The organism is Pseudonocardia sp. McavD-2-B, from assembly GCF_024124365.1.
GTDB classification, from domain to species: Bacteria; Actinomycetota; Actinomycetes; order Mycobacteriales; family Pseudonocardiaceae; genus Pseudonocardia; species Pseudonocardia alni.
Genome location: NZ_JAMXSG010000006.1, coordinates 1 through 26,926, shown reverse-complemented (window position 1 = coordinate 26,926; position 26,926 = coordinate 1). Strand labels below are relative to the sequence as shown.

Sequence of the window (26,926 nt, the reverse complement as noted above, 5' to 3'; positions counted from 1 at the left end):
TGAATCCATTACACAAGCCGTACGACGACTCGACGCGTCGCCTTTGCGATCCATTACTGTGACGCAGGTCCATGCGAGAGGAGATCGCCGTTGACTGCCGTCCAGGCCGGTCGAACCGACGCCGGGTCCCCCGTGGTCGGGTCGTTGGTCCAGGTCAGAGGGCGCCGATGGGTCGTCGGAGCCGTCGATCCGGCGCCCGGCAGCACCCTGTTGACGTTGCAGAGCGTCGAGGACGGGGAGTACGGCCGGACCCTGGACGTCATCTGGGGGCTGGAGCCGGGTCGTCGGGTGATGCCCGGTGGCTCGTTGCCCGACGTCACAGCCGATGGCTTCGATCCACCCGAGCGGCTGGCGGCGTTCCTCGACGCGGTGCGCTGGTCCGCGGTGGCGTCCGCCGACGTCTCGACCCTGCAGGCCCCGTTCCGGTCCGGGGTCGCGATCGAGGATTACCAGCTCGAGCCGGTCTCCCGCGCCGTCCGCGCCCCTCGTGTGAACCTGCTGTTGGCCGACGACGTCGGGTTGGGCAAGACCATCGAGGCCGGCCTGGTCGCGCAGGAGCTGCTGCTGCGCAACCGCGCACGCCGGATCATGATCGTCTGTCCGGCCGGCCTGACCGTGAAGTGGCGCGACGAGATGGCCGAGAAGTTCGGCCTCGACTTCGCGGTCGTCGATTCGGAGCGGTGCGCCCGCGTGCGCCGCGAGCTGGGCAGCGGGGCCAACCCGTTCCGGGTGTACCCGTTGACGATCGTGAGTCTGCCGTGGTTGCGCGGACCGAAGGCGCAGCGGCTGCTCGACGAGGTCCTGCCCGCCGCCGGGCCCGACCGCGAGCGCGTGTTCGACCTGCTGATCCTCGACGAGGCCCATCACGCCGCTCCGGCGTCACCGCAGCAGGTCTACGCGGTCGACTCCCAGCAGACCAAGCTCGTCCGACGCATCGCCCCGCACTTCACGAACCGGCTGTTCCTGTCGGCGACGCCGCACAACGGGCACCAGTCCTCGTTCACGGCGCTGCTGGAGATCCTCGACGACCAGCGGTTCGCCCGTGGCGTCGAACCGGACCGTGAGGCGGTCCGGCGCACCGTCGTACGGAGGCTCAAGCGCGACATCGTGAACGCCGACGGCACATCGCGTTTCGTCGCCCGGCACACCAGCCCCATCCCGGTCGAGTACCCGGCCGACGAGCAGGAGGTCCACGCCCTGCTCGCCGAGTTCGCGCAGCTCCGGCGGGCCCGCACCGCCCGCCGTCGCGGCCGGCGGGCGGCGGACCTCATCACGCTGCTGCTGAAGAAGCGGCTGTTCTCCAGCCCGGCCGCCTTCGCCCACACCGTCGGCGTCTACCTGGAGACGCTGAACCGCCGCGCGGGGCGCCCGACGGCCGCGCAGCAGATCGACGACCGCGACGACGTCCCCGAGTGGCTCGACGACTTCTTCGACGAGACCGAGACCTACGGCGACGAGGAGCTCGGCGAAGCCGAGGACGACGCCGTCGGGCGGGCGATCCCGCTGCAGACCGACACCCCTGCCGACCCCGTGTCCGGCGTCGACCGGGAGATCGAGCTGCTGCGTCGGATGGAGCGGTGGGCCCTGGCTCATGAGGCCCAGCCCGACGCCAAGGCCGGCGAACTCCTCCGCTACCTCACCGCCGTCTGCCGGCCGGACGGCGAGCTCTGGACCAACGAGCGCGTGGTGGTGTTCACCGAGTACCGCGACACCCAGCGCTGGCTGGCCGGGCTGCTGCGCGACCAGGGCATCGACGCCCCACAGCTCGCCCAGCTCCACGGCGGGGTCGACGCCGACGAGCGCGAGCAGCTCCGGCTCGCCTTCCAGGCCGACCCCACCGAGCACCCGGTCCGCATCCTGCTGGCCACCGACGCCGCCAGCGAGGGCATCGACCTGCAGAACCACTGCCACCGGCTGGTCAACTACGACATCCCCTTCAACCCGAACCGGCTCGAGCAGCGCATCGGCCGTGTCGATCGCTACGGCCAGGAGCACCCGCCGGACATCCGGCACTTCGTCGGGACCGGGTGGCGGACCGCTGTCGACTCCTACGCCGCCGACCTGGAGTTCCTGTCCCGGGTCGCGAAGAAGATCTCCACCATGCAGGCGGACCTCGGCTCGGTGAACGCGGTGCTCGCCGACGCGGTCCAGCGCCGCATGCTGGGCGAGATCGCCGACTTCGACGTCGACGGGGTCGACGGCGGCCCGGGCCCCGACCTGCCCGTGGACACCGACGTCCCCCGGCAGGTCCGTCGGCTGCGGGAGACGCTCGACCGCACCGTCGAGGACCTGGGCATCACCCCGTCCTCGGTTCGCCGCGTGGTCGACACCGCCCTGCAGCTGGCCCGGCAGCAGCCGTTGCGCGAGGTCGTCGACGAACGCGAGTTCCGCGACGGGCTGTTCGAGGTCCCCACCCTCACCGGTTCGTGGGAGCGTGCGGCGGCCGGACTGGTCGAGAAGCTCGACACCGGTGACCGGGAGCCCCGTCGGTTGCCGGTCACCTTCGACGCCGCGGTGGCAGCCGGGCGCGACGACGTCGTCCTGGCCCACCTCAACCACCCGCTCGTCGCGATGTCCACCCGGCTCTTGCGTACCGCGGTGTCCAACCCCGACATCGGGCTGAACCGGGTCACCGCCGTCGTGTCGGACGATCCCAGCCTGGAGGACGTGCTCGCCGTCGCCTACACCCGGTTCGTGCTGGTCGGCGCCGATGGCGTGCGCCTGCACGAGGAGGTGCTGCACGCCGGCGGGTGGATCCCCGGACAGGGCCGGTTCCGCCGGTGGGAGAACCTCGGCGGGCTCGGCGCCGCGGTCTCCCGCGCACTGGGGTCCGGCACCCCGGCCGCGCCGCACGTCCGTGAGCGGCTCGCGCAGCGGTGGCCGCAGGTCCGCGACGGTCTCGTGAGCGCGATCGACTGGCGCGCCGACACCCGCCAGGCCTCGCTCGACCGCGTCCTGGCCGAGCGACGCCGGGAGGAGGTCGACCGCACGACCGAGGGGCTCGACCGCTTCGCCCACGTGCTGCGCACCGCACTCGACGAACCCGGGGCCGAGGCCGAGAACGCCCTGTTCAGTCAGGCCGAGGCGAGCCGGACCGCCGAGGAGCTCGCCCAGTACCGCCGCGACCGCAGGCAGTGGGCGGAACGGCTCGCCGGCCTCGACGCCGAGCGCGACCGCGAGCTCGCGGCGATCGAGGCCCGCTACGCCGACCCCACACCGCACCGGTTCCCGGTCGCGGTCGTCCTCGTGGTCCCGACCCGGGAGGCCGTCCGATGACCCGCACGACGACCCGCCGCCGCACCGGCGCCCCGCCGGTCGACGCCGTGGCCCAGCACCGTGACTGGCTCGCCCTCGTCGAGGTCGACGGACCGTTCCTGTCGCTGCCCGTCCTGCGTCGGGTGTGGCCCGCGCTGGAGGCGCTGGAGCCGGCCCAGCGGGAGGCGCTGCGCCGCGAGCACAGTGCATGGCGGGACGACCCGACCGGCGGTCGGGAGGCGTGGGTCCGCTGGGTGCTCACCGAGCTGCTCGGCTGGGGTGCCGAGCTGTCCGACGACGTCGCCCCGGTCCTGCGCTGGGAGGTCCCCGAACACGACACCGTCGTCACTCCGACCCACGCGCTGGTCGCCCCCGACAGCGCCCCGGAGCGCCCGGAGCTGCTGGTCACCGTGCTGTCCGACGGGTCGACGCCGACATCGCGGATCCCCGACTCGTCGTGGGCCGCGACGCCGGTCGACCGGACGGCCCAGCTCTGCCGGGCCGTGGACGTCGAGCTGGGGCTGGTCACCGACGGGCGCTGGTGGGTTCTCGTGTGGGCGCCGCGCGGCGGTGTCACCACGACGGCGGTGTTCGACGCGATCGCCTGGCCGGAGGCCGCCGAACGCGGCGTGGTCCGCGCGTGGACGTCGATCCTGGGCCGGACCCGGTTCTTCGGTGTGCCGGTCGACGAACGGCTGCCCGCGCTGCTCCGGGAGTCGGAGAGCAGCCAGGAGGAGATCACCGAGGCGCTCGGTGTCCAGGTCCGTCGGGCCGTGGAGCTGCTCGTCGCGCAGATCGGGCGGGCGGACGTCGCCGAGCGCGCCGCGGGCGGACCGGGCCTGGCCGGCGTCGACGCGCACGAGGTCTACCGCGGTGCGGTGTCGGTGATGATGCGGGTCGTCTTCCTGCTCTACGCCGAGGAACGCGGGCTGCTGCCGTCGGACAACGATCTGTACGCGAGCGTCTACTCGGCGGGGCGGCTGTGCGCGGAGCTGGAGCGGCGCGCGCAGGAGGGCTCCGAGGACGAGCTGGAGAACTCGACCGCCGCCTGGCACCGGCTGCTCGCCCTGTTCACCGCCGTCCACGGCGGGGTCGACCACCCGCGGCTGCACCTGCACGCCCACGACGGGTCGCTGTTCGACCCGGAGACCTACCCGTGGATGCCGCTCGGGGTCGACGACCGCACCGTGCTGCACATGTTGCGCGCGGTGCAGCACGTGGAGGTCGGTACCGGCCGCAACCGGGAGCGTCGCACGCTGTCCTTCCGCCAGCTCGACGTCGAGCAGATCGGCTACGTCTACGAGGGTCTGCTGTCCTTCGAGGGGTTGCGGGCGGGCGACGTCGTGCTCGGGCTGGTCGGGAAGGTCGGCACCGAGGCCGAGGTCCCGCTGTCGGCGCTGGAGGACCTCGCCCGGCGCCATCGCGGTCGACCCCTGCTGGCCGCGGCGATCGCCGAGCAGTACAAGGGGACCGGTATCGGGTCGGCGAGGGCGATCGAGCGCCGGCTCACCGAGCCCGACGCGGCCGGACAGGAGGAGCGCCGCCGCAAGCTGCTGGCCGTCACCGAGGGCGATGCCGCGCTGGTGGAGCGGCTGCTGCCCTTCCACGGGCTGGTGCGCGAGGACCTCCGGGACCTCCCCGTGGTCATCCTCCCCGGGGCCCTCTACGTCACGGAGTCGTCGCTGCGGGGCAGCACCGGCACGCACTACACCCCGCGCAAGCTCGCCGAGGAGGTCGTGCGGCACGCCCTGCACCCGCTGCTCTACCATCACGAGAACGGGCCGCTGCAGACCGAGGACAGCACCAGATGGGTCCCGAGGTCGTCGGCCGAGCTGCTGGAGCTGTCGGTCGCCGACATCGCGATGGGATCGGCGGCGTTCCTCGTGGCCGCCGCCCGCTACCTCGGGGCGGCCTTGGTCGATGCGTGGGTGCGCGAGGGCAGGGCCGCCGCGCCCGCCGTCGACGAGCACCGTGCTCCCGACTCTGAGGACGACGAGCTGACCGTGCGGGCGCGGCGGGAGGTCATCGAGCACTGCCTCTACGGGGTGGACATCAACCCCATGGCCGTGGAGATGGCCAAGCTGTCGCTGTGGCTGGTCTCGCTGGACCCGCGCCGGCCGTTCACCTTTCTGGACGACCGGCTGGTCGCGGGGGACTCGTTGCTCGGGATCACGAGCACCGAGCAGTTGGAATACCTGCACCTCGATCCGGTAGCGGCACGGAAGAAGCGCGAGGGAACTCTCGACTTCTCCACGGGCGCCCGGTCGGTGGTGTCGGAGGCGGCCGAGATCCGGCGCCGGTTGCGGGACGTCGCGGTCGACGGTGGTGCCGAGGACGCCCTCGATGCACTGGAGACGAAGCGTGCACTGCTCGCCGACGCCGAACTGCAGACCAGCCAGCAGAGGTTGTTCGCCGACCTCGTCGTCGGTGCGGCGCTGGCGGCGAGCCGGAAGGGGCTGAGGAACTCCGAGCGCGAGTCGCTGGTCAGCGACGCCGAGATCCTCGCCGACAAGGTCGCCGCGGGGGAGGGGGAGATGACGGCCCGGGAGCGGGCGCGGGAGTGGCTGGACACCGGGCGTCCGGCCGATGCGTTCGCTCGGTCGCCGCTGCACTGGCCGCTGGTGTTCCCCGAGGTGGTCGAGCGGGGCGGCTTCGACGCCGTCATCGGGAATCCTCCCTTCCTCGGTGGCCAGAAGCTCACCGGTTCGCTCGGGACGGCCTACCGCGAGCTGCTGGTGAGCGGGCTCGGCGGCGGGACGCGGGGGAGCGCCGACCTGGTCGCCTACTTCGTGCTGCAAGCGCACCGGTTGTTGACCCCGAACGGGCAGACCGGGCTGCTTGCCACGAACACGCTCGCCCAGGGCGACACGCGCGAGGTCGGGCTGGACCGGCTGGTCGCCGAGGGCACGACGATCCGGCGGGCGGTGAAGAGCGAGCCGTGGCCGTCCAGGAGCGCGGTCCTGGAGTACGCGGCGGTCTGGACCAGTCGGGCCGTCGTGGACGCTGCCGTCTCCCGGTACGCCGACGGGCTGCCCGTGTCCGGGGTGACCGCGTCGCTGGAGGCGCAGGCACGGGTCGTCGGCAACCCGCACCGGCTGGTGGCCAACACCGGGCTGGCCTTCCAAGGATCGAACATCCTCGGGCTCGGGTTCACGATGGAGCCGGAGCGGGCCCGGGAGCTGATCGATGCCGCCCCGCGCAACGCCGATGTGTTGTTCCCCTACCTGAACGGGCAGGACCTCAACTCCGATCCGGACTGTGCCGCGAGCCGCTGGGTGATCAACTTCCACGACTGGTCGGAGGGGCGCGCGCGGCAGTACCCGGAGCCCTACCGGCAGGTCCGGGAGCTGGTGAAGCCGGAGCGCGAGAGGAACAACGATCGTCGCCGTCGCGAGATCTGGTGGCGCTTTACGCGACCTGCCCCGGAGCTGTACGACGCGATCGCCGGGCTGAAGCAGGCCATCGCGCTCACACTGGTCAGCAAGACCGTGATGCCCGCCCTGGTCCCGACCGGGCAAGTTTTTTCCCACATGCTTGGCGTCTTCGCCACCGACGCCACCGACACGCTGGCGCTGCTGTCGAGCGCCCCGCACTACTGGTGGACGGTCGCCCGCGCCTCGTCGATGAAGGCCGATCTCCGCTACACCCCGTCCGACGTGTTCGAGACCTTCCCCCGTCCCGAGCCGACCACCCGCATGCGCGAGCTGGGCGACGAACTCGACACCCACCGTCGCTCGGTCATGCAGTCCCGCCGCACCGGACTGACCAAGACCTACAACCTCGTGTTCGACCCCGAGGAGAACGACGCCGACCTCGTCGAGCTCCGCCGCATCCACCGCGACATCGACCTGGCGGTCCTGGCCGCCTACGGGTGGGGCGACATCGACCCCGAACACGGCTTCCACCCCGCCGGCCGGGACCTGCGGTACACGATCGGCCCGACCGCGCAGCGCGAGGTGCTCGACCGCCTCCTGGAGCTGAACCACGAGCGCTACGCCGACGAGGTCGCCCGCGGCCTGCACGAGGGGAAGAAGCGCCGCCCCCGTCCTGAGGACGACGAGTGACCCGAGCACGAGAGGTGGCGCGTCGATGATCCGCGCACAGGGCCTGTTCGCGAACCCGAACGGCGAACAACAGCAGTTCCCCGACCCCGCTCACGTCCTCGACGCGGTGCAGGACATCACCGAGCGGTCGAGCCCGGAGGTCCGCGACGAGCTGGAGCGGCTGATCCGGGCCGACCTGCTCGGACCGTGGGACGGCGACCGCGAACGGTTCGCCCCGCGGGCGATGGGCCCCCGCGAGCGCTATCTCGTCGGGCTGCTCGGCCCGCGGCCGTCGCCGCTGGAGAGCGCCGACGACGCGGAGCTGCCGCTCGACACCGACTCCGGCGCGCACGACGTCGGCGAGGCCGAACTGCCCGAGATCCTCACCCCGCAGGCGGCGGGCCGGATGTGGGCGTCGTCGATGGGTCTGTCGTTCACCGTCGGCCGCGACGAGGTGTCTCTCGCCGTCGACGTCTCCTGGGGCGACTACCGCCGCCAGGAGGAGATCGACGCCGACACCGAACGGGCCACCCGCATCTGGGTCCGCGAGCCCGTCGCCCGCACGATCACCGTCCCGCTCGACGTGGAGCCCGGACACCGCATCCCGCTCGAGTCCGAGGACCCGCGGGCGCCGGGCGCCTACCTCGCCGTCGACGTGCGCGAACGCCTGGGCCGACGGGTCGTGCGGATCGTTCTGGTCAACGCCCGCATCCAGTCCGAGCAGAGCAAGGACACGGCCTGGATCTTCCAGTCCCGGATCGCCGTCGCCGCGGCCGACGGCGACCGCTCCGTCTTCGAGCCCGTCGACGACCCGGCCGGCGACGTCGGACCGGACGTCGACGACGAGGAGCTGCACCTGCGCCTGCTCTACCGGCACGAGCGACGGTTCGCGTCGGGACACAACGTCGCCGTCCACGCCCACCGGCGTGACGACGAGGAGCGTGCCCACCGGCTGGAGACCACCTGGGTCCCGACGTTCGACGTCCCGGCGACCACCGCGTCGGCGTCGGTCGACGGCGCCGAGCTGGGAATGGACGCACTGGCCGTCGCCGGGGCCGACGACCTGGACCGGGGGCTGCGCCCGCTCGTCGACGGCTACAGCCGCTGGTTGGAGCGTCGGGCGCTGGCGTGCCACGACCTGCCGCCGGCACTGGCCCATCGGGGATCGCACGCCGTGCACACCGCCGGGATCGCCGCGACCCGCATCCGGGCAGGAGTCGACCTCCTCACCGACCCGAGGCGGGAGGGGCACGCCGATGCCCTCACCGCGTTCCGGTTCGCGAACCGGGTCATGGCGCTGCAGCGCCGCCACACCGCGCTCGCCGGCCTGCGCGACACCGAGGGCCTCGACTACGACGAGGCCCTCGCCCGTGTGCAGGACCCCGCCGCAGCGACCTGGCGGCCGTTCCAGCTGGCCTTCGTCCTGCTGAACCTGCCGTCGCTCACCGACCCGGACCACCCCGAACGTGCCGCCGACCCCAGCGCACTCGTCGACCTGCTGTTCTTCCCCACCGGTGGCGGGAAGACCGAGGCCTACCTCGGTCTGGCCGCCTACACCTTCGCGATCCGGCGGCTCCAGGGACTCGTGGGGGAGGGCGCGGACGCCCGCAACGGCGGCGACGGCGTCGCCGTCCTCATGCGCTACACCCTGCGGCTGCTGACAGCACAGCAGTTCCAACGCGCTGCCGCGCTCGTCTGCGCCGCCGAGGTGGTGCGCCGCGAGGACCCCGCGACCTGGGGGGACACGCCGTTCCGCATCGGACTGTGGGTCGGGGGCGGCGTCTCGCCGAACTGGTTCGACGAGGCCTCCGAGCAGATCACCGAGGCGCGCGAGGCGGGCCGCGGGCGCCGGGTGAACGTCCTGCAGACCCTGACCTGCCCGTGGTGCGGCACCGGACTTGCCGGCCACCGCGACCTCGACGCGAACGAGACCCTGCGCCGGGCCCGGCTCTACTGCTCGCGTGGCGAGGGCACCGCCCCGTGCCCGTTCTCCCGCAACGGGTCGGCGGGGGAGGGACGTGACGAAGGGGTCCCCGTCCTCACCATCGACGAGGAGATCTACCGCTACACCCCCGCCCTGGTCATCGCCACCGTCGACAAGCTGGCCCAGCTCCCGTGGCGGGGCATGGCCGGATCGCTCTTCGGGCGGGTCACCGAGCAGTGCCCGCGCCACGGCTACCGCCACCCCGACCTCGACCAGCGTGTCGGGTGCGCCTCCCGGCACACCGCGAAGGGCAGGCTCCCCGCGGTCACCGCTCGCCCCGTCGTCCGGCTGCGGCCACCGGACCTGATCATCCAGGACGAGCTGCACCTCATCTCCGGTGCGCTCGGTACCACGGTCGGTCTGTTCGAGTCCGCGGTCGACGAACTCTGCACCTGGCGCAGTCCCCGCGGCGGCGAGGTCGGACCGAAGATCGTCGCCTCGACGGCGACGACCAAGCGCGCACGCGAGCAGGTGTGCGGGGTGTTCGCCCGGGAGCTGGCGATCTTCCCGCCGCAGGTCCTCGACGTCGCCGACAACTGGTTCTCGGCCCAGCAGCCCACGACGGAGGTCCCGGGGCGCCGGTACCTCGGTCTGTGCGCTCACGGGGTGCGGCAGAAGTCCGCACAGATCCGGGTCGCGGAGATCCTCCTGCTCGCCGGACAGACACTGCTCGACCGGCACGGCGTCGCCGCCGACCCTTACCTGACGATGGTCGGCTACTACAACGCCACCCGTGAGCTGGCCGGGATGCGCCGCTACCTCGACGACGACGTCGCCGTCCGCCTGCGCCGCCACGGCACCCGCAAGGGCATGTCGAACCGGCTGCACAGCGCGACGATGATGCTGCGCATCGCCGAGCTCACCTCCCGCATCTCCTCGACCGACATCAGTGAGGCGCTCACCCGGCTGGAGACCCGGTTCGACCCCGAGCTGGACACGTCCGCCCGGCGGACCGCGGTCGGCCGCAACCTCGCCCAGTCCTACAAGGAGGGCGTCGACCCCCACCCGCTCGCGCGCAGGTTCCGGGAGCGCGACCCCGAGACCCCGGTCGACGCCGTGCTCGCCACCTCGATGCTGCAGGTCGGTGTCGACGTGTCCCGGTTCGGACTCATGCTGGTCAACGGCCAGCCGAAGAACACCGCCGAGTACATCCAGGCGTCGTCGCGCGTCGGCCGTGACCCGCGTCGTCCCGGCCTGGTCGTGACGCTCTACAACTGGACCCGCCCGCGGGACCTCGCACACTTCGAGGACTTCGAGCACTACCACGCGACCTTCTACCGGCAGGTCGAACCGCTGTCGGTCACCCCCTACACCCGACGGTCCCTGGACCGCACGACCGCGGGCGCACTGGTCGCGGCGATCCGGCACCGGCGCGACGACTGGTCGCGCAACCGTGACGCCCAGGACGTGGAGCTGCACGGCCCGGACGCCGAGGCCGTGATCGCGCGGATGTTGACGCGGGCGGAACACGTCGGGTCGAGCCGTGCCCGCGGCTACCTGGAGGAGCGGATCAACACGTTCCGCGACACCTGGGGCCGGCTCGTGGACGACGACACCCAACGGCTCGGCTACGAGGAACGCAAGAAGGGCGAACCGCTCGAGGGCCTGCTGCGCCGCGCCGGGAGCGGGCCGTGGGGGGAACGCACCATCGCGATGTCCATGCGCGAGACCGAGAACGAGATCAACCTGCTCGTCGGGGCCGACCTGATGGCAGGCGACGCGGGCGGACCCGACTGGTCCTTCGACCCCCCCGGTGAGGACCCCGGCGACGACGAGACCGACCCGCCGGGCGACGAGCTCGGCGACAGCACCCCGATCGGGAGGGCCCGGCGATGAGCACGACCGGACAGCACCGGCGCCGCGTGGGCGCGGTCCGCCCCAGCCACCTCATGTTCACCAGCGGCGTCGGCGCGCTGGTCGACCTCCCCAACTTCTCGGTCCTGGTCCGCGGCATCGACGACTGGAGCCACGAGAACGCCGAGGTCACCACGATCGCCGAGCCCCGGCTGCTCGCCGGTATCCGCCGGCTGCGCGACATGCGCAGCGTCGAGGAGCTCCGCCCGGCACCCTGGGCGGACGGCCTCGACTCCGACCCCAGAGGGCCTGCGGCCCGCGTCGGTGTCCCCGTGGTGCCGTTCCCCGGTTGGCTGCGCTGCACGGTCTGCGACGAGCTGGCGCCGGCGGGCGGCACCGTGTTCGGATTCGAGAACGACGTGCCGAGCCGACCGCACGACGCACGCTTCTTCCACGCCGAGTGTCCGCGCAAGAAGAGCGGGCGCCGCCCCCTCGCCGTCGCGGCGCGCTTCGTGCTCGCCTGCGGCGACGGACACCTCGACGACTTCCCGTACCGGCACTTCGTGCACCACGGCGCGCAGTGCGAGAAGACCCGCCACCCCCGTCTGCGGATGCAGGACCGGGGCGGGAACCTCGGAGCCAACGTCGCCATCGCCTGCCTGCACTGCGATGTGAAGCCCCGCAACATCCGCGAGGCGATGGGACCGCGCGGCAAGCAGAACCTGCCGCGCTGCCGTGGACGGCACCCGCACCTGACCACCTACGACGCCGGGTGCGACCGCGAGACCCAGATCCTGGTCGTCGGCGCGTCGAACCAGTGGTTCGCGCGCACCCTGTCCGCACTCGCCGTGCCCCGGACCGGGGCGAGCGAGCTGGCGGCGAAGGTCGAGAGGAACTGGACCTCGCTCGAAGGACTGCCGCAGGCGATGCTGCCCTACGCGCGCGCCAACGTCCCGGCACTCGCCGAGTTCCAGGCGTTCGACGACGACGAGCTGTGGGCGGCGATCGAGGCGCAGCGCGCGATCGAGGCGGCCGAGGTCGAGGAGGAGCAGGAGGAGGGCTACCCCGACCTGCACACCGCGGAGTGGGAGATCTTCTCCGCCGAGCAGGCTCCGCCGCCGTCGACCGACTTCACCCTGCACCGGCCCGGTGTCCCCGAGGTGCTCGGGCCGATCCTCGACGACGTCGTGCAGGCCGAGCGGCTGCGGGAGGTCCGTGCACTGGTCGGGTTCACCCGTCTCGACGCCCCCGACCCGGACGACCCGAACCTCGTCACCCCGGTGCGACTGAGCCGGGACGAGCTCCCCTCGTGGGTCCCCGCCTCCGAGGTGCGTGGTGAGGGGCTGTTCCTGCGTCTTCCGGAGGAGCGCCTGCGGGCGTGGGAGGCGGAGGTCGCGGAGTCCGAGGCGCTGAAGGCCCACGAGCGGGCGTACGGGCTGTTCCGGGAGAAGCGTCGGTCGAGCCGGTTGAGCGGCCCGTTCGATCCCATGGCGTTCTGGCCCGGCGCGCGCTACCTCGCCATGCACACCTTCGCCCACCTCATGGTGCGGGCCATCTCGATCGAGTGCGGCTACTCCTCGGCGAGCCTCTCCGAACGGATCTACGCGAGCAGCGACCCCGACGACCCCCGCAGCGGCATCCTGATCTACACGGCGGTGCCGGACGCCGAGGGCACGCTCGGTGGGCTCGTCTCCCTCGGCGAGGAACGCGACCTGACCCGGCTGGTGCGCCGTGCCCTGCGGGACGCCCTGCGCTGCTCGTCCGACCCGCTCTGCGCGGAGCGGTTGCCCGCCCACACCGCCGACTTCCTGCACGGCGCGGCCTGCCACGTCTGCCTGTTCGTGTCGGAGACGACCTGCGAGCGCGGCAACCGGTTCCTCGACCGTCGCTTCGTCGTACCGATCGACCCGACCACCCCCGCCCTGTTCCCGGACCTGCCGTGAGACTCCTCGCCGAGGCGGCGGGACGCGCCGTCGACGAGCTCGGCCCGGAGCCCGTCCGCCTGCTCGCCGGCGGGCTCGACGACGGGCTGGGCGACACGGCGTTGCGCGCCCTGAGCAGCCGCTCCGGATTCGCCGACGCGGTCACCACGATCCGCGCGGCCCAGCGTACGGACGAGGTCGACGAACGATCGGCCGCGACGTATCTGCGCGGCGTCGCCGACGGGCACGAACGCGGTTCCGCGCGTGAGCGGGTCGAGACCGTGTGGAGCGGCCCGAGGCACCACACGGTCCCGGTCCGCAGCACCGCCGCGGTGCTCGTCGGACTGATCGACGCGGCACACGACGACCTGCTGCTGACCACCTACTCCGCCCGCCCCCACCCACCGGTTCAGGCGGCTCTGCACCGTGCCCGCGAACGCAACGTCCGGATCAGGGCGGTCGTCGAGACGCTGCAGGGGGCGGGCAGCGCACTCGCCGACGTCCAACCGGCGGCGGCCTTCCGTGACATCCCCGGTGTCCAGCTCTGGCACTGGCCGACCGGTCGACGTCCGAACCCGTCGGCGCGGATGCACGCGAAGATCGCCGTCGCCGACGCCTCGATCCTGCTCGTGTCGAGCACCAACCTGACCCGGTCCGGGATCGAGCACAACATCGAGTCCGGCATCCTGGTGCGCGGTGGCACCGCCCCGCGTCGCACCGTCGAGCACATCGACCGTCTCGTCGCCGAGGGTGAGCTGGAACGGTTGAGCACGGGGGAGTGGCGATGAGCGCGGATCCGGGTGCCTCCCCGACCGTCGCCGCCGGTGACATCGCCCGCCTCGCCGGGGTGGGACGGGCAGCGGTCAGCAACTGGCGACGCCGGTTCACCGACTTCCCCGAACCCGTCGGCGGCTCGGCGGCCAGCCCGCTGTACCGGCTCGACGAGGTGGAACGCTGGCTGACCGCCCACGAGCGACTGGCCACGGTGCCGCCGGTGGAACGCGCCTGGCAGGCGCTGCGGGCCGGGGCCTCCGACCTCGATCTCGGGTCCGCGGTCGCCGCCACGGGCGCGGTGCTCCTCGGCAGGGACGAGTCCCGACTCGCCCCGGACGTCCGTGACCTGCTGCTCCTCGCCGCCGAGGACGACGGCCCGGATGTGGTGCACGAGTTCGTCGTCGGCCAGTACCTCGGCGCCCTGTCCCGGCGGCTCGCGGTCGTCCCCGAGGAGCTGGCGACCGCCATGGCGACCGTGGCCGTCGTCGTGGGCGGCGGCGTCCTCGACCCCGCCTGCGGTACGGGGGGTCTGCTGCGCGCTGCGGTGCGCGCCGGTGCCGATCTCGCGCTCGGCCAGGAACGCGACCCCGTGGCCGCCGAGATCGCGGCACACCGGGTGGGACTCGCACCGCGCGCCGACGGTGACGTCGCAGTGGGTGACGCACTCCGGGAGGACGCCTGGAACGGACGCCTCGTGGACGCGGTGGTGTCGGTACCCCCCGTCGCGGACCGCAACTGGGGCTTCGAGGAACTCGCGGGCGACCCGCGCTGGCTCTTCGGGCTCCCCCCGAAGCTGGAATCGGAGCTGGCGTGGGTCCAGCACTGCCTGGCCCACGTCGCTCCCGGCGGTCGGGTCGTCGTCCAGCTCCCGTCGGGCGTCGCCTTCCGACGATCGGGCCGACGGATCCGCAACGAGCTGCTCCGAGCGGGGGCGCTCGACGCGGTCGTCGGCCTCCCACGGGACGGCGCGCTGCCCACCGACGTCTGGGTCCTGCACCGGCCGGAACCCGGCAGCGGTCCTCCCCAACACCTGCTGATCGCGCTCGCGACGGCGGTGGAGGACCTTCCGGCGATCTGGCGACGACACCGGGACGGGGCACCGGCGGGTGAGGGAGCGCGAGCCGTCCCCATCCTGGACCTGCTCGACGACGAGGTCGACCTCTCGCCGGAGCGCCACGTCCGTCTCGAGCCCGACCTTCCGGACGTGGCCGCGGCGGACGCCCGGTTCCGCGCGGCACTGGCCGCGCTGCCCCGCGCCCCCCGCCTGAAAGCGGCCGGAGACCGGTCCGCGCACGCCGTCACGACGATCGGCGACCTCGTCAAGGCGGGGGTCGTGTCCGTGCACCAGGGGCCGATCCGACATGACGAGGCCACCTCTCCCCGCGCCTCCGTGCCCGTGCTGACGGTGCACGACGTGCACGCCCGTCGGGGGCCGACCGGACGCACCGCGGCCACCACACCAGGCCACGTGCCGCTCCGCCCGGGCGATGTCGTCGTCCCGCTCCCGGCGGCCCGGGGTGCGGGAGCGGTCGTCGTGGCCGAGGGCGGCGCCGTCCTCGGACCCCGGACCCAGTTGCTGCGCACCGACCCCGACCGGCTCGACCCGCACTACCTCGCCGGGCTCCTGTGGGCGGCGGCCGCCGGCGAGACCCGGACGACCGGGCGCAGCGACGTGCGTCGTCTCGTCGTGCCGGTCCCGCCGATGGAGCGTCAACGAGAGATCGGATCGGCGTTCCGCACGCTCGCGGAACTGGAGACGGCGCTGCGCGAGGTACGGGAGTCGGGGGAGGCCCTGGTCCGAGGGGCCGTGCAGGGACTGGGTGCGGGCACCCTGGAGGCCAGCGGATGAACCGTGTCCTCGCCGACCGGTACCGGCTCGAACCCCTGCCCGCCGGGCGCGGCGGGATGGGGGAGGTGTGGCTCGGCCGTGATGTCCGCCTGGACCGTGCGGTGGCCGTCAAGTTCGTCCGGTTCCCCGACGACGACCAGCGGGACGAGCTCGTCCGACGTTTCGTGCGGGAGTCCCGCATCACGGCCGGGCTGGAGCATCCCGGTGTCCCGGCCGTCTACGACGTCGGTACCGACGGGGACACGCCGTACATGGTCATGCAGCGCGTGGACGGCCTGAGTGTCGCCGATCTCGTCGCCGAACACGGGCCGCTGCCGGTCGGCTGGGCCACGGGGATCGCCGCCCAGGCCTGCGCCGTCCTGGCCGCCGCCCACGACCGCGCCCTCGTGCACCGGGACCTCAAACCCGGCAATCTCATGCTGGGCCCGGACGGGACCGTACGGGTGCTCGACTTCGGACTCGCCGTCGCGCTCGCCTCGGGGGACAGCCGCATCACCCGCACCGGCGAGGCCCTCGGCACGCCGGCCTACATGGCACCCGAGCTGGTGATGGCAGGCCTGACCGATCCGCGCACCGACCTCTACGCGCTGGGTTGCACACTCCACGAGATGCTCACCGGGCGCCGTCCCTTCACCGGGGGCACCGCCTACGCGGTGATGCACCAGCAGGTCGACGGCCGCATCCCGGATGTCCGTGCCCTTCGACCGGACGTACCCGCGGAACTCGCCGCGCTCGTCCGGTCCCTGATGGCCAAGTCACCCGACGACCGACCCCCGTCGGCTGCCGAAGCCTTCGCGTCGCTCACCCCCCACGTGCGCGATCTGGCAGCTCTCCCCGGGGCCGTCCCCGATGTGGGGCCCTCCCCGACACGGATGTACGCGATGGCGCTCGCCACCGTTCTCGCTCCTCCGGACACGCCGGCACCGGATCCGCCCCCGGCGCCTGTGCCACGCCGCTCGTCGAGGACACCGCAGACGGCCCGACGCACGGATCTTCGACGACTGCGCGAACAGGTTGATTCCCTCGTGGCGAAGTCCCGACGGGAGGCTGCTGTCGAACTCCTGGCCGCCGGTGTTCCCCCGGCCGCGCAAGCTTTCGGCGGCGCCGACCCCGACGTCATCAGTCTGCGCACCAGGATGGCCGACCTGCTCTTCGACCAGGGCGACTTCGGACATGCCGCACACGCCTACAGCGAACTCGTCGACGCAGGCATCCGCGCGGTCGCCACCGTCGAGGGCCGTCGCTGGCGGCGACAGGAGGCGACCTGTCTCGCCCTGAGCGGCGACACGGCCACCGCGCTCACCCGCCTCACCTCGCTGCTCGACGACGAACGTGCCGACCACAGCTCCGGCGACGACCGTGTCCTCGACCTCCGCAAGCAGCTAGGACTCCTCCAACTCGGTCACGGAGACGCCACAGCCGCGGAGGAGACCTTCGCCGACCTGCTCGCGGACGTTCGAGAGACACACGGACACGATGCCGCCGAGGCCCGAACCGTGGAGAAGCTGCGGCAGGCAGCGGGCAGCGCTCGTAAGGACAGCTGAGCGGCTCGTCCGCGCTCACCGGTCACGCCCGTAGGAAGGCGTCGTCGATCATCAGAAGTGTTGAGATCGACTCGAGCGCTGTCGCATCCCGCTCCCTCCTGTCGATCTCCCGCACGTACGCAGACGGTGACGAACCGGTGAGTGCGCGCAGCGGGGACGACGGTGTCAGGGGGATCGGTGGGGACATTCGTGCGGGAGGCCGAGGAGGTCCGGGGCTCGTTCGGCTACCACCCGAATCCGAGGGACCTGGCCGGGTTGGTCCAGATCGTGCGGTTCCCCCGACTGCTCGTCGTGGGAGGCAGTGTGCCCGACCTCTGCGACCTCGCGGACTCCGTGCGCAGCACGAACGTCGACACCGATCTCCCACGTGGGCTGTACTGGTTCGCCGGCTTCGACCAACCGCTCGCTGTCGCCGTCAACATCGGTGCCGAGACGGTCGCCGGGGTCGCCGTCCCCCTCGTCGAGCTGCAGGAGTCGGACTCCCTCGGTATCGCCTGGGACCGGGCGGAGGACCTGTGGGAGTCGGCCGTCGTCGTGCCGGCACCTCGCTTCGGTGTCGGCGACGGTGTCGTGACCCGCTCGGACGGCAGGGACACCCGCATCACGTCCCGGAAGTTCGGACACGGCCACTGGCGCTACGAGGTGCGGCTCGATCACCGCAACATCACTCTGGTCGAGCCGGACCTGGACCACGTTCCCGACGGCGGCAGCCCGGGGGACTGGATCCATCTCGAGCCGGCGACGGTGGAGCGATTCGGTGCGACCTTGACCCGGGCGAAGCTGCACTCGTCCCTCACCGACACCGTCTTCTCCTTCCGTGCGACCCGTACCGTCTTCAGGCCCTACCAGTTCAAGCCTGTCCTGCGTCTTCTGCAGACCGGGGCGACCCGCATCCTGATCGCCGACGAGGTCGGACTCGGCAAGACGATCGAGGCCGGTCTCATCTGGACCGAGTTGGAAGCCCGGCACACGGCCGACCGGGTGCTCGTCGTCGCGCCGTCGTCCCTGGTCGGCAAGTGGCAGCGGGAGATGCAGGAACGGTTCGGGTTCGAGCTGACCGAACTGGACTCGGCAGGCCTGCGACGATTCCTCGAGCAGCACACCCAGGACCGACTGCCCCGTCGCTTCGGCTACGTGACGAGCCTGGAACGCCTGCGCTCCTGGAACGGTCTCGACGTGCTGGAGGAGTCCCCTCCGCAGCTCGATCTCGTGATCGTCGACGAGGCACACCAGATGCGGAATCCGGGTACCCGGAGCCATGCGCTCGGTGCCCAGCTGGGCGACTGGGCGGACGCACGGGTCTTCCTGACGGCAACGCCGGTCAACCTGGGGCACGACGACCTCTCCAGCATGCTGGAACTGCTCGCGCCGGAGGACTTCGACGATCCCCATGTGCTTGCGCTGCGTCTGGAACCGAACGACGTGCTGCACCGGATCGAGCGCACGCTGCTCGACCGCACGGCCACCGGCGCGCAACGACTGTCGATCCTCGAGGAGATGAGGACGATGCGTTTCGGGCGGCCCCTGCTGGGTCGCCCCGATGCGACAGCCCTGCGGGGCATCCTGACGAACGACGTCCTCAGCCCGAAGCAGGTGGTCGCCGCCCGTCGGCACCTGGCCGAGCTCAATGCGCTCTCGTCGGTGATCACACGCACCCGCAAGGCCGAGATCGACGACGGCAAGGCCGTTCGCCATCCCCGGACCCGATCCGTCGTCTGGACGAACGCGGAGAGCGCCTTCTACGAGCAGTTCGTCGAATGGTGCCGGCGGCGGGCCGACGACATCGGCATGCCGGTCCACTTCTGCATGCAGATGCCGCTGCGTCTGGCCAGTGCCTGCCTCCCGATGGCCCGGGCCGCCGTGCTCTCCGCGGACACCCGGGTCCCACGGGACGAGGATCACCCGGGCGACGACGAGATCCCGGAGTCGACCCTGCCGCCGCACGCCGAACTGATCGCGGCCGCGGCCGCGCTCGGCGACACGGTCGACTCGAAGTTCGACCTCCTGCACACAGCCGTCGACGAACTGCTTGCCCTGAACAAGCAGATCCTGCTCTTCACGTTCTCCCGACCCACCCTGGCCTACCTGCACCGCCGCCTGGCCGGGCGCGCACGTGTGGCAGTCCTGCACGGCGGGGTCCCGCACGACGAACGCAACCGGATCATGGCCGCGTTCCGGGCAGGGGACTACGACATGGTGCTCGCCAACCGTGTGGCGAGCGAGGGGCTCGACTTCGAGTTCTGTTCCGCAGTCGTCAACTACGACCTGCCGTGGAATCCGATGGAGATCGAGCAACGCATCGGGCGGATCGACCGGATCGGACAGCGGGAGGAGAAGATCCATGTCGTCAACTTCTACAACGAGGAGTCGATCGACGAGCGGATCCTGAAGCGCGTGCTCGACCGTATCGGCGTCTTCGAGCGCGCTCTCGGTGCCCTCGAGCCGATCGTCCAGGCGCAACTGGTCGACCTGGAGAAGGCAGCGTTCGACTTCACTCTCAGCCGAGCCGAACGCGAGGCGAAGACCGACCAGATCGCGACCGCGATCGAGATGCAGCGGACAGAGGCCGAGCGCCTGGCCGGCGCAGCCCCGGACCTACTGGTCAGTGGCGACGTCGACATCTCCGGACTGGAACGGGATCTGGTTCGCGGCGGGCGTTACGTGGGACAGCGCGAACTCGCGCATCTGGTACACGACTGGGCCGTCGCGAGCGGATCCCCGGGGGCGCGGACCATCGGTGCCGACCGGATCCGGGTACGGGGCAACGGGGTCCTCGCCGAGCAGGTCAACCAGGTCGTCCAACGTGGTCGACGCAGCCACCACGAGGTCCGAGACCTCGTCCACGCGCTGCGGGAGGAGGACGAGATCGAGCTGCTCCTCGACCAGGAGCAGGCACGGATCGGGGGTGGGACCCTCCTTACGGCGACGCATCCGCTCGTCCTCGCGGCGGTGCACGTTCCCGAGCACCGCCAGGCCCGGTTCGCAGCGGTCCGGGTCGTCGACTCCGAGAGCACCGCCGGCGAAGGACGGTTCGCGGTCGTGGTGGTCCAGGCCGAGGGGACCGGGGAGCGTGCGTCGCGGGAGATCTGGGGAGCCGCCGTCGACATGGGAGGTCGGGAGGCGCCGCCGGAGGTCGTCGACGTGCTGCTGGCGGGTCTCGCCCAGGGCCGTCTCCTGCCTGCTGAACAAGCGTTCGATGCGGATGCCCTCGAGGGGCCGGTCGAGCTGGCGACCGACCTGTTGGAACAGCGGCACGGCGCCGAGCGCGAGCGTCGTGTTCGGGAGAGTGCCGCATTCGCCGACGCCCGACGGGTCAGTCTGCAGGAGCAGCTCGACCGCAAGCTCGGTGTGATCGAACGGCGGATGGAGACGGCGCTGCAGCGCGGCCGCGGCGGCCGCCAACTCTTCGAGGGCCAGCGGCGTCGTGCCCGTGAGCGACACGAGGAGGCCCTCCGCGCCCTCGACCGGACCGGGGCGTCGGACCTGCGACTCACGGCGCTCGCCGTCTGCTACCTGGAGATCGTGCGATGAGCGCCTCCGTGGTGGGTCCCGGGAGAACCGACGGAACCGGCGTCGCCGACGAACGGGCGGCGGAGGAGACCTACCGTCGTGTGCTGCACCGTGACGACGCCCATCGGCTGCCGGTGGCCCACGGCCGTGGTCGGCAGTCCCGCGGAGGGCGCGGGAGGAACGGCGACGAGTTGATCGGCCGGGTCAAGCTGGACCGCTTCAGCGACTTGGTGAACGGCACCGAGTTCTACATCGGACACCGGTACTGCGACGAGGCGGGGCTGGTGGTCTTCAGCTGGACCACCGAGATCGCCTGCACCTTCTACCAGGGGACCCGACACCACGAGCACTGCGACCACGTGGCGATCCGTCGTACCCTGCGCCGCGATGCCGGGAAGATCGTCGCCTGCGACGACGAGCCCATCATCGGGGGTACGGCCGGATTCACCGGTCCCGGTCTGCGGGTGGCGGGATCACGACGACGTGCGCTTCCTTCCCCCCGAGCCTCGACCGAGCCCCCGGTTCCTGCGATCGGCGGGCCGACACGCTCGACGCCCGAACCGGTACGTCCCCGGGCGTACAACGCGTCCCGGTTCCCGGAACGGCGGCCGGCCTCCTCTCCGACAAGCGGGTCGGCACCGGTCGTGCTGCGCGCCGAGGCGGCCGTACGCGCCGCGATGGCTGCTCCCCGCCGCAGGCACCTGAGCAGTGTGCTCGCCACTCTGCAGTCCGACCAGTACCGGATCGTGACGGCCGCTCCGGACGCGTCGTCGATCGTCCAGGGGCCGCCCGGGACCGGAAAGACGATCGTCGCCGCCCACCGTGCGGCCTTTCTCGTCGACGACGACGAGGGGAAGCGATTTCGGGCGTGTCGCCGGGTCCTCGTGGTCGGCCCCACCCGCCAGTACATCGAACATGTGCACCATGCCATCGCCGAGCTGGTGGCGGACGTGAGAACCGTGCGCACGGCCTCGCTCGACACGATCATGCTCTACCTGCGCGGCATCGACGTGCCGGTCGACGACACTCTCGCCGAGGAGAAGGGCGATGTCGACCCCGACATCCTGGTGCTCGCCGAACGAGCCGAGCATATGCTGCGGGAGGCGGCGCAGCTGCCGGAGAGCATCGCGCACGCCGACGCCGTCGAGCGCATCTACGAGTCGCTCCGGGCCAACGATGTCGCCGGACAACCGATCGTGTCGGTCCTGGCGTGGGAGCTGTACCTGAGCCAGTTGCCCGCGTTCGGTAGCGCTGTGGCCGCGCGGCGTCTGCTGGGCGTGCTCGCCGCGTGCGCCGTCGCCGTCCGTGGTGTCGTCGTCGGTCGCTATCAACACATCGTCGTCGACGAGGCCCAGGACGTCACCGGACTGGAGTGGGCGCTCCTCCGTCGGCTGAGCGCGGGTGGTTGGACCCTGCTCGGGGACGGTGCGCAGCGGCGGTCCGACTACAGCTGCCCGACCTGGGCGGACGTCCGCGACGCGATCGAGGTGCCCACCGCCGGGCTGGAGACCCTGACTGTCGGTTACCGGACCACCATGCAGATCATGTCCTACGCATCGCGGCTGCTCCCGGTCGCGGAACGGCAGGTGCAGTCCCTGCAGAGGGACGGAAGCCGTCCGAGACAGGTGCGCTGTGCTTCCCGGACCCTCCCGGTGAACGTCGTCCGCGAGGCGGAGGATCTTCTCGAGGCGCATCCGAACGGGACGGTCGCGATCATAGGGATGCGGCCGTCGGACATCACGGTGGCTCTGCGGAACCGCGGATTCCTCGCCGACAGCCGCCATCCGGACCGGGTGCGCAAGGCGGGAAGGGAGATCCGGGTCCTCCATCCCCACCAGGCGCGGGGCCTGGAGTTCGACGGTGTGGTCGTCGTCGAGCCCGGTGCGTTCCCCCCACGGCAGGATCGCCACGGCCTTCTCTACACCTCTCTCACCCGTGCGAACAGAGCCCTGACAGTCGTCCACTCGAAGGGGCTGCCGACCGAGTTGTGTGGGCGGGGCACCGTCAGGTGAGCTGGTGACGGGTTGCGTCCGTCCGGATGCGTGGACCGATCATCCGGTTGCCGGTGAGGCATTCGCGGTGTCCGTGGCCAGTCCAGGTGCGGCGTCGGACCACCCGACGACGGTGCCGACCCGGCTGCGCTCGGCCGGGTCGTTCCGTTCACGAGCGTCGCCCCACCCGCAACGGCCACGACGCCCGCCGCGTCCGCACCCGCACCCCGTCGGTGACCCGGCCGCCCGACAGATCCCCCGCGCGCAGGCAGAAGTGGGTCCACATGTGCAGCTGGACCTCCTTCCCGACCCGCAGCACGTCGAACACCAGCGCCGAGGGCCGGTCCCCGGGCCGCGACCACGTCTCGATCCGGAACGCGACGCCCCGACCGGTGTCGTGGGCGGAGAACTCGATCTGCCCGGCCTCCAGGTGCCCGGCCAGTGTCGCGAACCGGAACGACGTCGCGTCGCGGTGCACCACCCGTACCGGCCCGTTCCACGGCGCCGGCATGTGCACGACGTACTCGTCACCGACCGCGACCTCGCCGAGCCGCCCGCGCTTCTTGCGGAAGGTCACCACCTCCGACGGGGCGGCACGGTCGAGATCGGCGCACACCCGGTCCATCAGCGCGGCGGCGTCGAGGCCGCTGTCCCGGACGTCGACGGTGAAGATGCGGTGCAGCAGGGGACCCGAGCCCTCGCCGACGGTCTTGAGGTGCGCGTCGACGAACTCCTCCGGCAGCGGCGGCGGGAGATCGGAGGCGTCACCGGTGTCCTCGGCGCGGTCGACGTGCGGGAGGCGTCGCAGGTAGCGGGTGGCGGTGAGTGCGAGGCCCGCGGGGTAGCGGAGTACGGCCCCGGCGCGGGCCACCGGGCCCGGCTGGGGGGTCGGCTCCGAGCGCCGCGCGGTGGTGAGCCGGGTCTGCGTGGCGTAGTGCTCCACCGCAGCGACCAGCCGCTCCGGCTCGGCGACGGTCACGGTGACCCCGGGGTGGCGCAGCGCACCGAGGGGGTCGAGCGCCGGGACGGGGCGGTGGAACCGGATGCACGCCCCACGCTCGGTGGTGCTGCCGAAGGTCACGCCCCGGTCGGCGAGCGACAGCCGCGCACCGAGGGCCTTCGCCGCCCGGAACGGGCCGGTGACCTGGGCGCCCGCGAGGTTGCGGACCGGCGTGACCAGCGAGAAGTGGCCGAAGCGGACCCGCAGGCCGTCGTCGTCGAGGTCGACGTGGGCGTCGGTGGGATCGCACACCCCGAACGGCAGCAGCACCGCGCCGAAGCGCGGGTCGAGGTCGAACGGGTGGCGTCGTGGCGACGCGGCGAAGTCGGGCACGCCCGCGGGTACCCGGTGCGCGCGGCTCGACGCGGGCCGCCGAGGTCACCCCCGCGCCCGCTTGAGGATCACCCCGATCTCGATGGTCTGGCCCGCGCCGACCGCGGGCACGATCGTGCCGACCGTCTCCCACCCCTGCGCGCCGAGCTCGTTGAGCTCCTTCTCCATCCCCGGGTAGTCGAAGCCCTTCCAGCCGAGCTTGTACTGCAGCACCTTGTGTTCGAACATCGGTCGTTCCTCTCCGTGAACGGGTGGTCAGTGGGGGGCCCGCAGCAGCGCTGCGAGGCGGACGAGGACGTCCACCTGGGCCGGGTTGTAGAGCTCCCGCATCGCCGCGCTCGTCGTCTCCGCGAGGACCTGTGCTCCGCGCGGGGCGTCGTCGTCCGGGCCGACCAGGCCCGGATGGGCCTCCCGTATCCGGCGCACGTGCGGCGCCATCCGCTCGGCGAGGCCGGCGCGGACCTCCTCACCGGAGTCGGCGGGCAGGCGGTCGAACTCGCCGTCGGTCGGGTCGGCCGGCAGGTCACGCAGCAGCTCGCCGTAGGCGGTCAGCTTGCGCGGCCCCATGAACCGGCTCATGAGCAGCATCACCGACCGGTCGGACTCGGTCAGCGCGGCCGCCTGCGCCGGCGCCATGGCCACCGGCAGGTCCGCCGGAGCACGTCGGTCGATGATCGTGGCGAGCTCGAGGCGGGCCCGCTGCAGCCGTTCGATCGTGGCGGCGAGCTCGGCGTCGAGCGTGCGCAGCGCCTGCTCGGGGTGGTTGCGGTCGTCGAGGGTGTCGGCGATCTGCGGCAGCGAGAACCCGAGGTCGGCCAGCCGCTTGATCCGCAGCAGCCGCACGAGGTGCTCGACCCCGTACTGCTTGTACCCGTTCGCCCGTCGTGCGGGCTCGGCCAGCAGCCCCACCTCGTGGTAGTGCCGCACCGCCCGCAGGCTGGTGCCGGCCAGCTCGGCGATCTCCCGGGTGCTCCACGTCATGGGGCGAGCCCACACCGTGCCGTCGCGGCACGGTCAAGCCGACAGTGACCTGGACCACACGACGGGCCCTCGGGCTTGAGTGTGCCGTGGCGGCACGGCCTTCCCTCGTTGCAGCACATCACGACGAGGGAGGACGGCATGACCATGACCGAGCCGCAGCACGACCGGACCCGCGACCGCGCCACCCCGAGCCTGCTCGACCAGATGGGCGGGACCGCGGGGTTCGTCTACTCGACGATCCCGGTGATCGTGTTCGTGACGGCGAACGCCTTCCTGTCCCTGCCGCTGACCATCGGCATCGCCGTCGCGACCGGCCTGGCCCTGTTCGGGTACCGGCTGCTGCAGCGGGAGAGGTTCAGCTCGGCGGTCGGCAGCCTGCTCGGCGTCGCGCTGGCGGCCGGGATCGTCGCGTGGACCGGGTCGGCGCGCGACTTCTTCGTGATCGGCATCTGGGCCTCCTTGGCCGGGTTCGTCGTCACGGCCGGGTCGCTGCTGGCCCGCCGACCGATCACCGGCGTGATCTGGAACGCCGTCCACGGGGGCACGCACCCCTGGCGCTCGACGCCCGCGGTCCTGCGCGCCCACGACCTCGCCACCGGTGCCGCGGCGCTGGTGCTCGGCGCGCGGTTCGGGATCCAGCAGTGGCTCTACGTCGCCGAGGCGACCGGCGGGCTGGGCATCGCCCGGGTCGCCATGGGCACCCCGCTGACCGTGCTGGCCGCGCTGGTGGTCGTCTGGGCGTTCCGGCGCAGCACCAAGGCCCTGGTCCGGTGAGCACGCTGCGACGCAGCCCGGCGCTGTGGCTCGCCGCCTACGGGCTGACCCTGCTCGGCGGCGGGATCATGGCGGCGGTCCTGCCGCTGCTGGTCCTGCAGCGCACCGGGGACGTGCTGGCCGCGGGCGTGCTGGCGACGGTGACGACCACGGCGTCCGCGCTGACCGGGCTGGTCTCGGGGCTGGTCGTCGACCGCATCGACCGCAGGCTGGTGACCGTCGTCGCCGGGGTCCTGGGGGCCGCGGTGGTCGCGGCGCTGCCGGTCGTCGACGCGCTGTGGGGGCTGGGCATGACCGCCTTCCTGGTGCTCGGCGTGCTGGGCGCGGTCGTGCGGGTGCCCGCGATGACCGCGCAGGAGGTCCTGCTCCCGGCGCTTATCCGGCTCGACCCGCGGCCGGGCCGCCTCGACCGGCTGATCGCGCTGCGGGAGAACCTGTCCAACGTGCTGCTGCTGGCCGGCCCGGCGATCGGCGGGCTGCTGGTCGCGCTGGCCGGCCCGGCGTCGACGGTGCTGGTGGTGACCGCGTCGACGAGCCTGCTCGCGGCGCTGACCGCGGCGCTGCTGGACCCGCGGGCCGGGCGGGTCGAGGGGGTTCTGCGCACCGCTCCGGGGGGTGTGGTGCGCAGGGCCGTACGGGATCTCGCGGTGTCGTGGGTGTTCCTCGCCGGGCAGCGGCTGGTGCTCGGGGCGACGCTGGTGTCGGCGGTGCTGGTCGCTGTCATCGCGGCCCTGCAGACGACGTTGATGCCCGCCTACTTCACGGCGCTGGGCCTTCCCGCGCTCGCCGGGCTGACGCTGAGCGCGCTCGCCGCGGGCGGGCTGGCCGGCTCCGTGCTGTACGCGGCGCTGGTGAACCGGGTGCGGCGCCGGACCTGGTTCGTGGTCGGGATGCTCGGCTTCGGCGCCGGCTTCGCGCTGGTCGGGAGCCTGGCCTCGCCGTGGGTGGTGCTCGGCGCCGCCGCGCTCGTGGGGTTCACCAACGCCCCGGTCGGCGCGGTGCTCGGTGTGCTGACCATCGAGGCCACCCCGGACGCCCTGCGCGGCCGCGTCCTCGGGGCGCAGAACACCCTGCTGCTCGCCGCGCCCGCACTGACCGCGGCGCCGGTCGCGGCGCTGGCCTCCGCGGTCGGCCTCGGCGCCGCCGGGATCGCGCTCGCCGCGGTCGCGGTC

Annotated in this window: 14 protein-coding genes; 11 read left to right on the top strand and 3 right to left on the bottom strand. The window is 72.4% G+C overall.

The genetic code is table 11. The features are described 5' to 3' along the window. Nucleotides 1–132: 132 nt before the first annotated feature. The 9 genes from drmD to NH602_RS02055 all read left to right on the top strand — a co-directional run bounded on the left by drmD (nt 133) and on the right by NH602_RS02055 (nt 22,687). Entirely contained in the window at nt 133–3,276 is a 3,144-nt protein-coding gene (gene drmD / locus NH602_RS02095; protein ID WP_253066859.1) for a DISARM system SNF2-like helicase DrmD, read from the top strand. Beyond that, nucleotides 3,273–7,319 (top strand): Eco57I restriction-modification methylase domain-containing protein, encoded by a 4,047-nt coding sequence (locus NH602_RS02090; RefSeq protein ID WP_253066840.1) that lies wholly within the window; start codon nt 3,273–3,275, stop codon nt 7,317–7,319. Before drmD ends, NH602_RS02090 begins: the two co-directional genes overlap by 4 nt. Nucleotides 7,320–7,344: 25 nt before the next feature. Further along, complete coding sequence (gene drmA / locus NH602_RS02085) at nt 7,345–11,118, top strand: DISARM system helicase DrmA (RefSeq protein ID WP_253066839.1); 3,774 nt, start codon at nt 7,345–7,347, stop codon at nt 11,116–11,118. After that, on the top strand, nt 11,115–13,019 hold the full coding sequence (gene drmB, locus NH602_RS02080) for a DUF1998 domain-containing protein (RefSeq protein ID WP_253066838.1): 1,905 nt from the start codon (nt 11,115–11,117) through the stop codon (nt 13,017–13,019). The genes drmA and drmB overlap by 4 nt, the downstream gene beginning before the upstream one ends. Further along, nucleotides 13,016–13,786, top strand: coding sequence for a DISARM system phospholipase D-like protein DrmC (gene drmC / locus NH602_RS02075; protein WP_253066837.1), 771 nt, complete (start codon nt 13,016–13,018; stop codon nt 13,784–13,786). Before drmB ends, drmC begins: the two co-directional genes overlap by 4 nt. Beyond that, the gene (locus NH602_RS02070; protein WP_253066836.1) at nt 13,783–15,621 is read left to right on the top strand and encodes an N-6 DNA methylase; all 1,839 of its coding nucleotides are present in this window, start codon (nt 13,783–13,785) and stop codon (nt 15,619–15,621) included. Before drmC ends, NH602_RS02070 begins: the two co-directional genes overlap by 4 nt. Beyond that, entirely contained in the window at nt 15,618–17,165 is a 1,548-nt protein-coding gene (locus NH602_RS31740) for a serine/threonine-protein kinase (RefSeq protein WP_308292800.1), read from the top strand. Before NH602_RS02070 ends, NH602_RS31740 begins: the two co-directional genes overlap by 4 nt. Nucleotides 17,166–17,306: 141 nt before the next feature. Then, nucleotides 17,307–20,696, top strand: a complete 3,390-nt coding sequence (locus NH602_RS02060) for a helicase-related protein (protein WP_308292799.1) — start codon at nt 17,307–17,309, stop codon at nt 20,694–20,696. 80 nt (nt 20,697–20,776) lie between these two features. Then, a complete protein-coding gene (locus tag NH602_RS02055) occupies nt 20,777–22,687 on the top strand; it encodes an AAA family ATPase (RefSeq protein ID WP_253066835.1) in 1,911 nt (636 codons plus the stop codon). Between the two features lie 148 nt (nt 22,688–22,835). Here NH602_RS02055 and NH602_RS31735 read toward each other — a convergent pair whose 3' ends face one another. The 3 genes from NH602_RS31735 to NH602_RS02040 are packed head-to-tail and all read right to left on the bottom strand — an operon-like array spanning nt 22,836 to nt 24,980. Further along, on the bottom strand, nt 22,836–23,999 hold the full coding sequence (locus tag NH602_RS31735; RefSeq protein ID WP_253066834.1) for a DUF1990 family protein: 1,164 nt from the start codon (nt 23,997–23,999) through the stop codon (nt 22,836–22,838). 45 nt (nt 24,000–24,044) lie between these two features. Next, the gene (locus NH602_RS02045; protein ID WP_073577255.1) at nt 24,045–24,227 is read right to left on the bottom strand and encodes a DUF4177 domain-containing protein; all 183 of its coding nucleotides are present in this window, start codon (nt 24,225–24,227) and stop codon (nt 24,045–24,047) included. Between the two features lie 27 nt (nt 24,228–24,254). Then, nucleotides 24,255–24,980 (bottom strand): MerR family transcriptional regulator, encoded by a 726-nt coding sequence (locus NH602_RS02040; RefSeq protein ID WP_100878274.1) that lies wholly within the window; start codon nt 24,978–24,980, stop codon nt 24,255–24,257. 138 nt (nt 24,981–25,118) lie between these two features. On the opposite strand from NH602_RS02040, the gene NH602_RS02035 reads away from it, so the two are divergent. After that, entirely contained in the window at nt 25,119–25,754 is a 636-nt protein-coding gene (locus tag NH602_RS02035; protein WP_145983051.1) for a DUF3159 domain-containing protein, read from the top strand. Further along, a partial coding sequence (locus NH602_RS02030) for an MFS transporter (RefSeq protein WP_253066833.1) occupies nt 25,751–26,926 on the top strand: 1,176 nt, incomplete at its 3' end. The genes NH602_RS02035 and NH602_RS02030, both read left to right, overlap by 4 nt.

Bases quoted from the DNA above. Each gene is read 5' to 3' on its own strand.
- NH602_RS02090 (WP_253066840.1), top strand. From the start codon at position 3,273: ATGACCCGCACGACGACCCGCCGCCGCACCGGCGCCCCGCCGGTCGAC.
- drmA (WP_253066839.1), top strand. From the start codon at position 7,345: ATGATCCGCGCACAGGGCCTGTTCGCGAACCCGAACGGCGAACAACAG.
- drmB (WP_253066838.1), top strand. From the start codon at position 11,115: ATGAGCACGACCGGACAGCACCGGCGCCGCGTGGGCGCGGTCCGCCCC.
- NH602_RS31740 (WP_308292800.1), top strand. From the start codon at position 15,618: ATGAACCGTGTCCTCGCCGACCGGTACCGGCTCGAACCCCTGCCCGCC.
- NH602_RS02045 (WP_073577255.1), bottom strand. From the start codon at position 24,227: ATGTTCGAACACAAGGTGCTGCAGTACAAGCTCGGCTGGAAGGGCTTC.
- NH602_RS02070 (WP_253066836.1), top strand. From the start codon at position 13,783: ATGAGCGCGGATCCGGGTGCCTCCCCGACCGTCGCCGCCGGTGACATC.
- NH602_RS02040 (WP_100878274.1), bottom strand. From the start codon at position 24,980: ATGACGTGGAGCACCCGGGAGATCGCCGAGCTGGCCGGCACCAGCCTG.
- NH602_RS02035 (WP_145983051.1), top strand. From the start codon at position 25,119: ATGACCATGACCGAGCCGCAGCACGACCGGACCCGCGACCGCGCCACC.